The organism is Maledivibacter sp., assembly GCA_025210375.1.
GTDB lineage: Bacteria > Bacillota > Clostridia > Peptostreptococcales > Caminicellaceae > JAOASB01.
Genome location: JAOASB010000016.1, coordinates 72,592 through 87,142 on the forward strand (window position 1 = coordinate 72,592; position 14,551 = coordinate 87,142).

The window sequence follows — 14,551 nt, forward strand, 5'->3', positions numbered from 1 at the left end:
ATCTAAAGATAATTTACTATTTTCTGAATCAGTTTTTAATTACGTTCTTTAATAGTGAGCTTAACACCCTTTCTATCAAATTTATAAAGTTCCGCAGCACTTGGTACTATTTCACCATTGCTCTTTACATCAAATTCTAAATCCTTCGGTAATGCAGTATAATATAAATAATACTCACCGGCAGGTAATTTAGCTAATGATGAAAGATCTTTTTTCCCTTTACATAATAGATCTACACTTGTAATTGGATTTTCAGATGATGCTTTTTTTTCCTTAATCGAAAATTGTGGTGTATCAGTCACTGAAAAGTCAATATCTGCATTATCACTGACTACTACATTAGATAATACATCTGTATCACCTTCATAAATAGATATATCATCACATTGTATTATTTTGGGTGAATCCTTATAGTAGACTTCTGCATCTGCTTTTTGCTTATCATTCTGTGCGTAGTAAACATAGTCAACAACGTACTCTGTTCCATCTAATCCTTCACCAATTTGTCCTGGCCATATCCCACCCATTGCTAAATTCATTTCAATATATTGGGGTCTATCTAAACATTTACTTGCAACTGAATCCTTTGAATAATCAATTACAGAAACTATTTTATCATCTACATACCATTCAATTTTTCCTTTTGACCAATTCATTCCAAATATATGATAATCGTCATTAAAATCCTTTGGAATTGTATAGGCAGTACCACCTAATTTATGATAACCATTTTCCGAACCATTTTGTGTATGTAATGTTTGATATACTGTTTTATTTCTAACTCCACCCTGTTTAGAACCTATTAGCTCCATAATATCCATTTCACCACAACGAGCCCATCCATATCCTTGTTCATTACTAACATCTCCGTCAAGAACAAAATCAGACCCTAATGTCCAGAAAGCAGGGAATACTGATTGTCCCTTGGGTAATTTGGCTTTCATTTCAATACGGCCATATAGAAATTCCTTTTTACCATGGGTTCTAACACTTCCTGAATTATAAATAATTTTTCTTGAGGAATTACGTGGATGATTATATTGTAATTCCTTTGGTCTATCAGTAGCTTTTAAAACTAATTCTCCACCATCTCCATTATCTCTTATGAAAACATTTTCCTTGTCATCTACATAATGTTGCTGTTCTATCCCACGAATAGATCCTAACTCATATTCCCATTTTGATAAATCTAATTTAGACCCATTAAAATCATCGGCCCATACAATATTATATTTTTCATCAACACTACTTGTGCTTTTTTCAAATAGCTCCACATCATCTACATAGGCTTGCTGTTTAAAAGTAAGGCTAGTGTTATCGGTTGTCCATTTCATAACGCAAAGTGCAATCTGCTGTTCATTGCAACTATTAAACTTTAATTCAACATTTTGATATGTCCATTCTTGAGCTTTAGTACAGCTAATAGTCTTTTCAGCGTCTCCAATTAAATGCCTAACATCTGGGGTTTTTACGTTTAACAGTGCTGTGGCTCCTTCTTTTGAAAGTAAAACCTTTGCCTTTGCAACATATTCTGTATTAGGCTTTACATTTATAACTTGGTAAACACAAGCATCTCCACTATTGGAAGGTAATAATCCACACCATTCTCCCACTGCGGCACATCCAGCATAATTTGTAAATTCTCCATCCCCCGTTGTTTTCCAATTGCTTCTTTCTTCGAATCCGCCACTTATAATTAAATTTCCAGGATTTCTATTAATTTTTACTAAGTCATATTGTGGACTTGCACTACTAGCTTCTGCTATTACAAAGGTATTCATCATCATAAGAGATACTGCTGTTACACCGATTATAGTTTTTAAAATTTTTTTCATTTTCATATATCTTTATTCCCCCATCTTAAGATTTAAATTTATTATTTCCCATCAATTTTTTTATAAAGATCAATAATTTCCTTTGCTAAATCTACAAATGCCATCGAAGTCATTAAATGGTCTTGTCCATGTACCATTAATAATGAAACTTCAACTTTAGCCCCTTGGGCCTCCTGAGCTAACATTTCTGTTTGAGAATTATGGGCCTTCACTAGGGAAGCCTCTGCTTCTGAAACCTTTGCCCCTGCTAATTCAAAATCTCCAGCCTTTGCAGCTTGAATGGCTTCCATAGCATTACTTTTAGCACCTCCTCCATGTATAATTAACTCCATAACTACTTGTAAATTCCCCTGTTCTTCCAAAACAAACATTCCTTTCAAAGTCATTGTTTTATAAACTATTTATTTATTGAGCAAATTGCATAATTACTTTCTATAAAAACCATCTACTATATATAGTTTTAAAATCTCCGAAGCTATACCATCAAATATGCTTATATCTTAAGCAATTAAATCAAGGATGATATTCGCATATGCAATTCTGCCAAGTAAGAGTTATGCAATTTCCTCTATTAATTTTATAGCTTTCTCCAATACTTTTTCTCCATTCATCATACCGTAATCAGTCATTTGTATTACATCTACCACCAAACCTAATGGTGCAACTTTTTCCTCAAACTGCTTTTTCATAAAACGTACTTGTGGGCCTAGGAGTAAAACATCAACTTTTTTCTCATCTAAGTAATTATCTACCTCACTAGCTGAAACGGCAAATATATCTGCTTCAACACCTTTATTTTCAGCTGCCTTTTGCATTTTAGCCACCATTAGACTAGTACTCATTCCAGCGGCACATACCAACATAATTGTTTTTTTCATTTATTACACCCCTTCTTAAAATATATTTGAGGAAATCACATAATTATAACTGGGCTAAGTTGCATAACATATATAGGATTCTCATAGCATGAATTAGTATCCACCCCAAGCTCTCTATAGTAAATAGTTTATGTAGAAGGTAATCTCAGGTCAAACCAAAACTGAAATTGAAACTGACCCTTAGTACATTTTAAATATCTTTACTTAATATTCAAGTTATTAGCGATTAATTGAACGAGCAACCATTGATACAGTATGGCGAACGCCACGGATTGCCTTGCTCATCGCGAAAATATTCTCAAAGGGTGCAACTCCACCATAACCCGCATCACCAATATGTTGAATATCTGCTCCACAAATTTTGTTGCGAATAGCGATTTCTTTAATAGTGTCTTCATCAGAACTTTCCTGGCTAGTACCAATTGCAGTTAATACAAGGGCCCCTTTACTATGTGCTACCTTAACTACATTGTTTAGTTCTGAATCATTAAAACCAGGAACTGTACCTACTGCTGGTACCAAAACAATATCTGCACCTGCATCAATAAACTTTTCTATAGCATCTATATCTGCAACCGGTTCATCAACACCGGCTCCATGCATTTTACCAGCTATAATTATTCCTGAAAATTTTTCTTTAGCTAGACGGATCACTTTTTCTATTTGTGAATTTGTCACCCCTGTACCAGGGTTACCAGTAAAGCAAACAAAATCCATTCCCAGTTTTTCAATTTCCTCAATTGTTTCAATATTGGCTTGACGCCCCTTACTTATATCTAATCTATCTTCTTGCATATCTGCTTCCAAGTCAACGGGCTCTAAGTTAACTCCTATCGGGCGTCCCACTAACCTATGCAGCTCATCTACAAAAAATTTATCTGTAGCTTCTAGCCCAAAAATATTTGGATTTAAAACATCTACACCATTAAGCAAAATCAAATCTGCCCCAAAGGCACTGGCAATTTCAGCGTTTGTAATATCTCCTACAAAGGATTCTCTTGTTGCCACATTCTCTGAAATAATGGTTCTTCCTTCACTCGCTTTGATACTTTGTTTCAATTCTGCCCCGGTCATATTTAATATATCCGACGCATTTGCACTAATCAATCTTTTAACCATAATTACTCCCCCAAAAATCATTTGATTTGTCATATTTATTTAATTTAATAATTTAAATTACTATATTTTCGACTTGCTTTGACTATGATGATTAACCCATTATACTATCATCAGTTTCAATATCTTCCGCCGCTTCTAAAGTTAAGTTTTGTTTTTCTACGGATTGATAGAAGACCCAATAAATTGCTACATCCACGATTATACATACTATCTGTAGTATAGAACCACTTATGTGTCCTCCAGTTGTAAGAAATCCACTAATAATTGGCGGCATTGTCCAAGAAACTGCAATCCCTGTAGTTGTAGCGACTAGACCCGTTGACATAGCAAAGTATGATATTATAGCATTTAGTACAGGTGCTAAAATAAATGGTATTAATAATGAAATATTCATTACTATTGGTAAGCCAAACATAGCTGGTTCATTAATATTAAATAGACCTGGTGTTAAAGTCAATGGCGCCATGGCTTTAGAAATCTTACTAGCTCTCTTTCGTCTAGCGATAATTACAATAACAATTATTAGACCGATGGTAGCTCCACCACCACCCATAAACACGAAGTTATCCATAAATTGTGCTGTAATAATATTTGGTAGGTGTGCAGTACTGTCTGCCTGGAATACTAAGCGATTTGCGTCAGAATTGATTAACCATATTGGACTGAGAATGCTATTTACAACGTTACCACCATGAATACCAACAAACCAGAATAAACTATTTAATAAAATGGCTATAATTGTTCCAAAGAGACTATTCCCTAGTAAGCCCAATGGTTTCCCTAAAACTATCATCATTAAATCATGAATATTACCAATGTTTATTCTATCAAAGACCGCAAAAACAACTAACCATAAAGTTATAATAGCTGCACCTGGAATTAAAGCACTAAAACTTTTAGAAACCGCAGGTGGCACAGAATCAGGTAACTTAATTTGGATATTACGTTTAATGAACCATTTAAAAATTGAAGTAGAAATAACGCCGAGAACCATAGCAACAAACAATCCCTTACTACCCATATATCCAACTGGAATTCCTGTACCTGCTTCACCACTTATAAAGGGCGTAACGACTACAAAAGAAGATAAGGATATAATACCTGCTGAAACACCATCAACTTTATGCTGACGGGCTAGACTGTTGGCAACTCCAAAGCTTGCTACTAATCCCATTAAACCAAAACTACTATCTACCCCTTTCCATAAGTAAGTATCAATTCCTATATTAGCTAACCAAGTTGTCCATATATCAATTGGGAAACTGGCTATCACAAGAAATAGTGAACCGATAATAATTAATGGCATACTTAAGGTGATACCATCACGTATTGCTATTAGTACTTTGTTTGCACCTAGCTTTGCCGCAATAGGCAGCATTTTTTCTTCGAGAAATTCATTTACCTTCTCCATATTTACCTCTCCTTAGCAATTGATTATAAAAAATAATTTATTAATATAGTTAACACCACTTTGCTTTGTCTATTTATAACAAATTATTATTTATTAACTAAATGATATCCTATAAATTGTAATTCGTCAATAATATTTTATAATCAAATATATCATATTCATAAATATAATCAGATAGTTATTTATAATTTATAATCAATATGATATAATATTATTAATATAGAGAAGTAAAATTTAAAGGAGTATGATTATGGAGCTTACAAAAAAACAGCAGAAACTAAGATTTAAAATTTTAGATAAAATATATGCTAAAGGACCCATATCTCGAATTGATATTTCAAATGAACTTGAAATCACCCCTGCAACTGTTAGCAAAATTACTGGTAAAATGATTGGCGAAGATCTTATTCACGAAATCGGTGAAGTTATGTCTACTCAAAATAAATCTGGAAGAAAAAAAATACTATTAGGTATATCTTCTAATCATAGCTTTTATATAGGAACCGAATTGTCTCAAAAGTACATATCATTTTGTCTAACCGATAATACCGGTAGAATTTTCAACGAGAAAACTATTCAATTAAATACTTATGATTTACCTAACACTTTAACTGAGGAATTTTATATTAATGAATTAAACAAGTTTATCATGTCTTGCTATGAATATAATCCTGTAGGGATTGGCGTTGCCCTTCCTGGTCATTTTGATGAAGGGAACAAAAAAATTATTACTAATAACCCCTTTTGGAAGAATTTCAATATCAAAGTTTTATCAGATAAAATTAACCTTCCAATTTATTTTGAAAACAATGTTAAATGCATGGCATTAGCAGAAAGATTATTTACTTTTACTGGAATTGATGATAATTTTATATTTTTTCATGTAAGTAGAGGAATGTTTTGCTCATATATGTATAATGGTGAACTCTATGCCAAGGATAATTTTCTTGTTGGTGAAATAGGGCATATAGTCGTACATCCAGATGGTGAGCTATGTGAATGTGGGAAAAGAGGTTGCCTTCAAACCTATGGAAGTGAGACATGGATTATCAAAAAATCTCAGATGCTTTTTGACAACTCAGAGCTTACCTATTTAAGACAATTAGTTACAGATAAAAATAAAATAACCATAGAAACTGTATTAACAGCCTATGGTCTAGGAGATGAGGGCGTAATAAATATACTTCACTCTGCCATTAAATATTTTTCAATTACACTTAATAATTTATCCATGATGATTGCTGCAAATAAAATTGTAGTCCATGGTGAATTATTCAAGGAAACTTTGTTAAGAAAATTATTAAGGGAATTATTAAATCAAAATATCAGTCTACTATTAATACACAACAAACAGGATATCATGATTAAAGATTATCATAGTCATAATGGTGCTTTAGGTGCTAGCGCTCTTTGTGTATCAAAAATGTTAATTAAGCTAGAATTACAGTAAAGAACTCTGCTGGATTCATTTCATTCTGAAACACCTTGGGGATGTCTCAAAGTCACCGTACTTTGAAACATCCCCCTTTAACCAAAGTTAATCCAACTTCCTAGTATGCTTCTTCATATAGTTTTATAATATCCTCTTTACTAGGTACTCTAGGGTTTCCACCCGTACATGCATCAGCTAATGCAAAATCTGCAAGAACTGCAAAATCTTCTTTCTTAACATCAAGTTCCTTCAAACCTGATGGGATTCCAACATCCTTTGACAGCTTTTTAATTGCTTCTATAGCAACTTCATTAGCTTCTTCAGTGCTTAATCCTTCTATATTTTCACCCATGGCTACTGCAACATCCCTAAGCTTATCATTAGTTGCAGTTGAATTATATTTAACAACATATGGTAACAATACTGCGTTACAAACTCCATGGGGCAAATCATAAAATCCACCGAGTTGATGTGCCATAGAATGAACGATTCCAAGGCCTCCATTACTAAATCCCATTCCTGTCACAAATTGACCATAGGCCATATCTGCCCTAGCATCCATATTTTCACCATTCTCAACGGCGTCTCTAAGACTACCTGATATAACCTTGATAGCTTCAAGATTATACATATCTGTAAAGGAAGTTGCACCGGCGGATATATAACCTTCTATAGCATGGGTTAATGCATCCATACCAGTTGCCGCAGTAAGTGATTTAGGCATTTTTGTCATTAAAGCAGGATCATTTACGGCCACTGATGCTATGGAATTAGAATCAACTAAAACCATTTTCACCTTTCTTTCTTCATCGGTTATTACATAATTTATTGTTGCTTCGCTTGCGGTTCCAGCTGTGGTATTGATTGCTATTATAGGTAGTGCCTTATTATTAGTTTTATTTACACCTTCATAGTTTCTTATATCTCCAGGGTTTGTTCCTAAAATCGCTATAGCCTTTCCAGTATCCTGTGGTGAACCTCCACCAATACTTATTATAAAATCACAGTTTTCTTCCTTTAAAGCTTTATATCCGTCATTTACATTTTGAACCGTTGGATTTTGCTTTGTATCGGAAAAGACTGCATAATCTATATTATTACCATCTAAAACCTCTAGCACCTTAGTAGCAATCCCTAGGTCTAATAATACCTTATCAGTAACTACTAATGCCTTTTTGACTCCCATTTTTTCAATTTCCGGTATTATTAATTGTATTGCACCTTCTCCCATTAAAACTATACTTGGAAAATAATACGCTTTTGCTCCAGACATTTTTAATACCTCCTCTAGACAAACAATATTGATATTTAAATTAACTAAAGATGACATTCACATATGAAATTTTACTCAAGTCCAAAATTGTTCATCCTTAATAATTTTTCTTCACTTATAATATGAGCAATTATCATGCCAAGAGAAAAAGGGATTATATCAAAAAAAATGTATAATATTTATACATTTTTTAATTGCTATATGTTTAATTTTTAAACACATGATGTTTTTTTAAACATTGATAAAATTTGGTCAATCCAATAAATTGCAGGACTAATTTCTATAAAAACCCTCTACCCCATGTGGTTTTAAAATTCCAGAAACTATAACCTCAAGTAGGCTTAGCTAAGTAAGGGTTATGCAATTTCCTCAAATATTATTTCCTTCAGATTTTATGCTTTGAATATTAATTTGATGACCCTTGATTTTATTATAAAGTGTGGTTCTATTTATCCCAAGGAATTTTGCCGTTTTTGTATAATTATAATTATTAGTCCTTAAGGTTTGCTCTATGGCCATTTTTTCTAATTGTTTCAATGGACATTCCGGTAATCTATATACTTCACCAGAGGTATTTAATTCATTGGAACTACCCATCCTTTTTATTTCATGATTCTCATTTTCTTCGATTAAGTTGAAATTCAGCTTTCCATTAAAATTAACTATATTTTCTATAACGTTTTCTAATTCCCTTACGTTACCAGGCCAATGGTAGTTGTGTAGCCTATGAATTATATTAAAGGGCAATGGAGGGATATTTTTTCCTAACAATTGTGATTTACTCCTTAAGAAATGATTAATCAATAATTCCAAATCAATATCACGTTCCCTTAGTGGCGGTAAATCCACTGGAATCACATTAATTCTATAGAAAAGGTCCTCCCTAAAGTAGCCTTTTTTTACTTCCGCCTTTAAATTTTTATTTGTGGCTGCAATAATCCTTACATCAATGGGGATTGGTTTATTATCCCCTAACCTCATGATTTGATGCTCTTGTAATGCTCTCAGAAGGTTTACTTGCATATGAAGGGGCATTTCTCCAATCTCATCTAGGAACAATGTTCCTTTATCTGCTAAAGCAAATTTCCCTAAATATCCACCCTTCCTCGCACCTGTAAATGCGCCTTCAACGTATCCAAATAATTCACTTTCTATCAAGTCCTTTGGAATAGCTCCACAATTTATAGCAATAAAGGGTTTATTTCTACGATCGCTATAGTTATGAATAGCCTGTGCAAATAGTTCCTTACCAGTACCACTCTCTCCTTGTATTAATACAGTTGAAGGACTATTAGCTATACTTTTACAGTATTCCTTTATGCGGATGATGGTTTCACTCTCACCTATGATTTGATTGAAATTATATTTTGCTGTTGTTAGAGTATATTTATCTACAAGCTTCATGACACTTTTAATATCCCTTAAAAGTAATACGGAACCCGTTATTCTTTGATCTTCCCCGATTATATGATGGCTGTCTATGAGTACCCTTTTATGGTTGCCTTTTACAACTGCTTCCCAATTATTAAATTTATGTTGATTTATGTAACTCAATATATCTCTATCTTTAGTAAAAAAGCTTGATAGATATTGATTAAGGCTGTTTTTTTCATCTATATCAAGCATACTACATGCCCTATCATTTATTAAAAGAATTTTTCCCATCTCATCCAGTGCAATAATACCTGTATTAATGGAATTCATTATTGTCTCCGCGTACTGGTAGGATTTAATAAGCTCTTTTTGGATTCTTTTATTTTTGAGTTCATGTTCTATGGAATCAGCGGCTGCAACAACCAATCCTAATGTATGCTTATTAACCTTTTCCTTCCATCCGTTTAAGTTGATACAACCAAGTATATTACCATATTTATCATGTATGGGGGCTCCAGAACAGGTAAAGCTTTTGAACATTGTTAAATAGTGATATTCTCCCCTAAGCTGTATGGCACAATTTTCTTCTAAGGCTAGGGAGATGGCATTAGTTCCTGTGCTTGCAAGGCCCATATCCGTTCCTACCTTCATCCCTATTTGATTAGAAAAATTGATTATGTCTTTGTCTCCAATAATACTAAGAATAATCCCATTCCTATCAATCAACTCTAAAATAAATCCGGTTTTCTCAACATAATTATACAATTTTTCCAGATATGGTTTTGCTTCATTTAATAGAACTTTATTATCCTCAAGTATACTGTTCATCTCGGTGCCCGTATATTTCTGACCAAGAAATTTAGCTTGTCTGTCAACACCCAGTTCCCCAGATCTACGATGATATTTCTCCACAATTTCTAGAATATTAAATTGATTATCATATCCAAAATATTTCATATTTACCCCTTTTCTCCCTGGCACATAATGCTTACTATAGAGAGTTCAAAGTGAATCTTAATTTATACATATCAAAATATCCCATGTTTCTGGGGAGTTTTGATATGTATAGATTAGAAACCTTACTTAAATACCTCTAGTTATTATTCAATATAAATATAACATATTAAATTTAGCAAATAAACCATTAGGATAATATATTGGAGAATTTTTTAACAAATATCATTGAACACCTAGTATTTTACGCCATCCTGCATTAAAGAAATCAACCAAGGTTGTCACCTCTTCTAATGTATCTTCAAGTCTATAGTTATGTAAAACACATTGAAATATGGATTCTAAATAATAGTGGGAAAGTATATGAATCGAACGCTCCCCTGGGATCTCCAATTCAACTCCAAGTTCTTTGAGTTCATGGAAAAACCCAAGGGTTCGTCTAACCTCTAAGTCCACTAAGTCCTCTACAATATTACTATATGATGTTCCTCCAGAACATAATAGCAGCAGCTTAAAGCTCTCAAAGTTATCATAAATATAATTAATAAGGGTAATTATTGAGTCATTATCTATCTCAATACACTCCAATATGCTGTCCTTTGTAATATCCTTGTGACAAGCCTCATTGGAAGCATCATACATTTCCATTAATCCATCCACACAGGGTGCTACTAAAGCTTTGAACAAATCCTCCTTACTATCAAAATGCCTATAGAAGGCCCCGTTTGTCACGTCCGCACCTCTACATATTTCCCTAAGATTAGTCCCTTGATATCCCTTTTTCAAAAAAAACTTTTTAGCACTTTGCAATATTTTTTCGTGGGTAGCTCCATAATCATATCCCATATTGTAATTTGAACCTCGCTTTCAATTACTAAGTAATATTATTTAGTAATGCTACCCTATAAAATTCCTATTGTCAACATTAAATGAAGGATGGACATATGCATTTTACACTTTCCTTATTACATGAAAATCACATATCTCATATCCATCTGCAATTGTTTTTGTTCTTTCAAGTTTACCTCCCATCAAATCAATTGTTATATAGTCAATTTTGCATATGTATTTAACTAGATGGAAACAATCTTCTTTTTTTGCTAACTCGCATATTCCACATTTTGTATAGGTAGTAAAATATTCATCTACCTTGGCTTCATGGGTGAATTTCCAATCCATACTATAATCAGATTTTTGAGAACGTATTGCTTCAGATGTTTTACTCCTATGGGATTTTTCAGAAAAAGGATCTTTTTTTGAAAAAATCTTTTTTAATATGGGTGCGTTCCCAGCGCTCTTGGCAACATTTGCAAATATTTCTTCCTTCATTTTTCTATCCGTTGCCAAATAAATGGCGAACATCAAGCACCCCATCACAAGTCCACCTGTCAAAGAATTCTCCTTTGAACCACCAATGCCTGGAGTTCTTTCTAGCATTTCACGGTAAATTCTTTTTGTTTTTCTCTTTATTAACTTTGTATCCTTTTTACCATATACCGTTTCAAGATATTTAAATATGGGCCTTTGGTACATCAAACAAACAATTCTTGCCAGTGTATCATACTTCATACATTTTTCATTTTCCATTAATTTATCTGTCATTTGATACCCCTCCTTTATAGAAATATTATTTTATTAGCTTCCATAATTTTGTCATTACGTCATAATCATAGCTTATATTCAAACTCAGATATGATTACTAAGTAAGCTTACATAGTAATCATATGCTAAAAAGTTGTCATTGTCAATATTTGGGCTTTTTATTCTAAGAAGATTTACATTGTTCTATATTTTCTATTGTGGAGAGTTTAACACCCCTCTTAATCTATACACCCTTCCCATGCTTTTTACTTTTTCCTTAATTTTTTCTTAAAACGACTATATTTCTACAAATTTTGACAAAAATTTAAATCAATATATTTTATACTACATATAGCAAAATCAGTATCAAAGAAAGGGGATTATATGAAAAGATTTACTTATGTATATTTGGGCTTTTTTTTAGTTTTACTTTTAATGTTGTTTTCAGGATTAACAGGGGAGAGTATTTTTCAAACTGATGAAGAAATAACAGATTCATCCAAAGTAGAGTTGGCTAAAAGTATTTCTATTTTGAGTTATCATCATCTTTTAAAGAATGAAGAAAACCCTTTTCCTAACAATGACTCTGTCTTGTCTGTGGAAAATTTCCAAGAACAAATGAAATATTTGCACGATAAGAACTTTAATGCTATTACACTTGATGAGTTGGAGAAATTCTTAAGGGGCGAAATAAAGCTTCCTAAAAATAGTATTGTAATAACCTTTGACGATGGATATAAAAGTAACTATATATATGCCTATCCGGTTTTAAAGGAATATGGCTTTAAAGCTTCAATTTTTATGATTACTAAATTAATTACCAATGAACCTACTAAGTTTGATCCAAAAACCCTACAATATTTATCTTGGAAAGAAATGAAGGAAGCCAAAGATGTATTTGAATATGCTAGTCACACCAATGACTTACATAGGCTAGATGCTAAAAATAAAAGTTTTTTAGTTGTACAACCTAAGGATGTGGTTTATGCTGATCTTAAAAAAACACAAGAGCTATTGGAAACAACCTATTTAGCTTATCCCTACGGACAATACACTAAGAATACAATGTCCATACTGAATGACTTAAACTTCAAAATGGCTTTCACAACAAAATCTGGAACTGTAAAACCAGGGAATGATATGCTAAAGTTAAAAAGATATGTCATATCACCTAATACATCTTTAAATAAATTCAAGAAAATAGTAGATAGAAGATTTTCTTTTTTCAACTGAGCAAATTGAATAATTACCTTCTACAAAAGCTATATACCATATATAGTTTAAGCATCCCCAAAGCTACAACCTATACTTATGATCATTTTTCTATTTTTAATTCATAAACATAGGCATGTAAATGCTTAAATGTATTTGGACTAATGACTGGTGGTTCTATTGTAACAGTATTTATATTTTGATGATATTTAATATCACCATCATAGCCAAGCAAACTTATATTATGTACTTTAATATCGTCATTGAGACAAATCTTTATGTCATCATCAAACCATTTTGTACAAATTACATAATTGTACATATCAGTTTGAGTAACAAAAATTTCTTCATCATTTGATTGTACTCTGTTAGATGGTAGGGTTTCATAGATGGCTTTCCCGTTTATATTAAGCCAATCACCAATATCCTTTAACCGTTGTTGCTGTATAACAGGAATTCTACCATCGGCTGTGGGCCCTACATTTAATAATAAATTCCCACCCTTTGAAACAATTTCAATTAATTCATGTATTAACTGGGCAGATGTATTATAATCCCATAAATTCTCCGCTCTGTTAAAACCATAGGATTTACCTATGCCCCTACTTTCTTCCCAGGGATGTCTAAAACCATATCCTTCAACATCCCTATACTCTGTACTATAATAGTCACCATGTCTGCCGGGCATTCCATCATAAAATCTATCATTAATAACTACTTCATCCTTATTTGGAGCTTCATTGTATAGCCAAGCTAAAAACTCCTTTACCCTACTTCTTTCTTCACTAAAATCCCATTCTCCACCATCCGTAAAAATCAAAGCAGGTTCATATGTATTCACCAATTCCTTTAATTGTGGTATCAATATTTCATCCACATATCTATCTTCATCAATTCCATATAGCTCTACATCTCTCTTTGGTATAAAATATCCACCCTTAGGTCTATGACTCCAATTTGTTTCCCAATCGATAATTGAGTAATATACTCCCATCCTCAGTCCTACCCTTCTAACGGCATCAGTCAAATTCCCTAATAGATCACGATTTGGGCCAACATCAGTTACTCTCCAATTCTTTTTGTGTTTATTTGTAGTTGGCCACATGCAATAGCCTTCGTGATGCTTAGAGGTTAATACGACATATCTAGCCCCTGCTTCTTTAAAAAGCCTTGCCCATAATTCTGCATTGAAAAGTTCAGCCCCAAAGTCCTTTGCAAAATCTCTGTATTTGAAATCATTTCCATACATTTTCCCATGAAAATCCTCATCATTGTTTTTATAGTCGCCATATACGCTTGCATAATACCATTCCCCATAGGAGCCAAATCTCTCATCACTGATCCTTCTCCAGGCGGGTACGGAATACACTCCCCAGTGTATAAATATACCAAATTTTGCATTTGAGAACCATTCCGGTGTTTTTCTACTGTCCAAGGAAAACCAATCTGGTTGATATTTAGCGGTGTTAGCCATGATTTTCA

At 33.0% G+C, this 14,551-nt stretch carries 12 protein-coding genes; 2 read left to right on the top strand and 10 right to left on the bottom strand.

The window, feature by feature from the left end; all coding sequences use genetic code 11:
- Positions 1 to 35: 35 nt before the first annotated feature.
- The 5 genes from N4A68_05765 to N4A68_05785 all read right to left on the bottom strand — a co-directional run bounded on the left by N4A68_05765 (position 36) and on the right by N4A68_05785 (position 5,243).
- Positions 36 to 1,841, bottom strand: a complete 1,806-nt coding sequence (locus N4A68_05765) for a glycoside hydrolase family 16 protein (GenBank protein ID MCT4563812.1) — start codon at positions 1,839 to 1,841, stop codon at positions 36 to 38.
- Between the two features lie 35 nt (positions 1,842 to 1,876).
- A complete protein-coding gene (locus N4A68_05770; GenBank protein ID MCT4563813.1) occupies positions 1,877 to 2,197 on the bottom strand; it encodes a PTS lactose/cellobiose transporter subunit IIA in 321 nt (106 codons plus the stop codon).
- A gap of 192 nt (positions 2,198 to 2,389) precedes the next feature.
- Positions 2,390 to 2,713 carry a PTS sugar transporter subunit IIB gene (locus N4A68_05775; GenBank protein MCT4563814.1) on the bottom strand — a complete coding sequence of 108 codons (324 nt, stop codon included), beginning with the start codon at positions 2,711 to 2,713 and terminating at the stop codon, positions 2,390 to 2,392.
- A gap of 219 nt (positions 2,714 to 2,932) precedes the next feature.
- A complete protein-coding gene (locus tag N4A68_05780) occupies positions 2,933 to 3,832 on the bottom strand; it encodes a haloacid dehalogenase-like hydrolase (GenBank protein MCT4563815.1) in 900 nt (299 codons plus the stop codon).
- Between the two features lie 91 nt (positions 3,833 to 3,923).
- The gene (locus N4A68_05785) at positions 3,924 to 5,243 is read right to left on the bottom strand and encodes a PTS sugar transporter subunit IIC (protein ID MCT4563816.1); all 1,320 of its coding nucleotides are present in this window, start codon (positions 5,241 to 5,243) and stop codon (positions 3,924 to 3,926) included.
- A gap of 250 nt (positions 5,244 to 5,493) precedes the next feature.
- Here N4A68_05785 and N4A68_05790 point away from each other — a divergent pair, with 250 nt between their 5' ends.
- Entirely contained in the window at positions 5,494 to 6,693 is a 1,200-nt protein-coding gene (locus tag N4A68_05790) for an ROK family protein (protein ID MCT4563817.1), read from the top strand.
- A gap of 100 nt (positions 6,694 to 6,793) precedes the next feature.
- Here N4A68_05790 and fucO read toward each other — a convergent pair whose 3' ends face one another.
- The 4 genes from fucO to N4A68_05810 form a co-directional block, all read right to left on the bottom strand.
- Positions 6,794 to 7,948 carry a lactaldehyde reductase gene (gene fucO / locus N4A68_05795; protein ID MCT4563818.1) on the bottom strand — a complete coding sequence of 385 codons (1,155 nt, stop codon included), beginning with the start codon at positions 7,946 to 7,948 and terminating at the stop codon, positions 6,794 to 6,796.
- A gap of 369 nt (positions 7,949 to 8,317) precedes the next feature.
- Positions 8,318 to 10,279: a sigma 54-interacting transcriptional regulator gene (locus N4A68_05800; GenBank protein ID MCT4563819.1), complete on the bottom strand. Its 1,962-nt coding sequence runs from the start codon at positions 10,277 to 10,279 to the stop codon at positions 8,318 to 8,320.
- Positions 10,280 to 10,501: 222 nt separating this feature from the next.
- On the bottom strand, positions 10,502 to 11,122 hold the full coding sequence (locus N4A68_05805) for a TetR/AcrR family transcriptional regulator (protein MCT4563820.1): 621 nt from the start codon (positions 11,120 to 11,122) through the stop codon (positions 10,502 to 10,504).
- Positions 11,123 to 11,227: 105 nt separating this feature from the next.
- Positions 11,228 to 11,878 carry an L-2-amino-thiazoline-4-carboxylic acid hydrolase gene (locus N4A68_05810; protein ID MCT4563821.1) on the bottom strand — a complete coding sequence of 217 codons (651 nt, stop codon included), beginning with the start codon at positions 11,876 to 11,878 and terminating at the stop codon, positions 11,228 to 11,230.
- A gap of 363 nt (positions 11,879 to 12,241) precedes the next feature.
- On the opposite strand from N4A68_05810, the gene N4A68_05815 reads away from it, so the two are divergent.
- Entirely contained in the window at positions 12,242 to 13,090 is an 849-nt protein-coding gene (locus N4A68_05815) for a polysaccharide deacetylase family protein (protein ID MCT4563822.1), read from the top strand.
- 82 nt (positions 13,091 to 13,172) lie between these two features.
- Here the strand turns inward: N4A68_05815 and N4A68_05820 are convergent, their stop codons facing one another.
- Positions 13,173 to 14,543: an alpha-L-fucosidase gene (locus N4A68_05820; protein MCT4563823.1), complete on the bottom strand. Its 1,371-nt coding sequence runs from the start codon at positions 14,541 to 14,543 to the stop codon at positions 13,173 to 13,175.
- Positions 14,544 to 14,551: the final 8 nt, after the last annotated feature.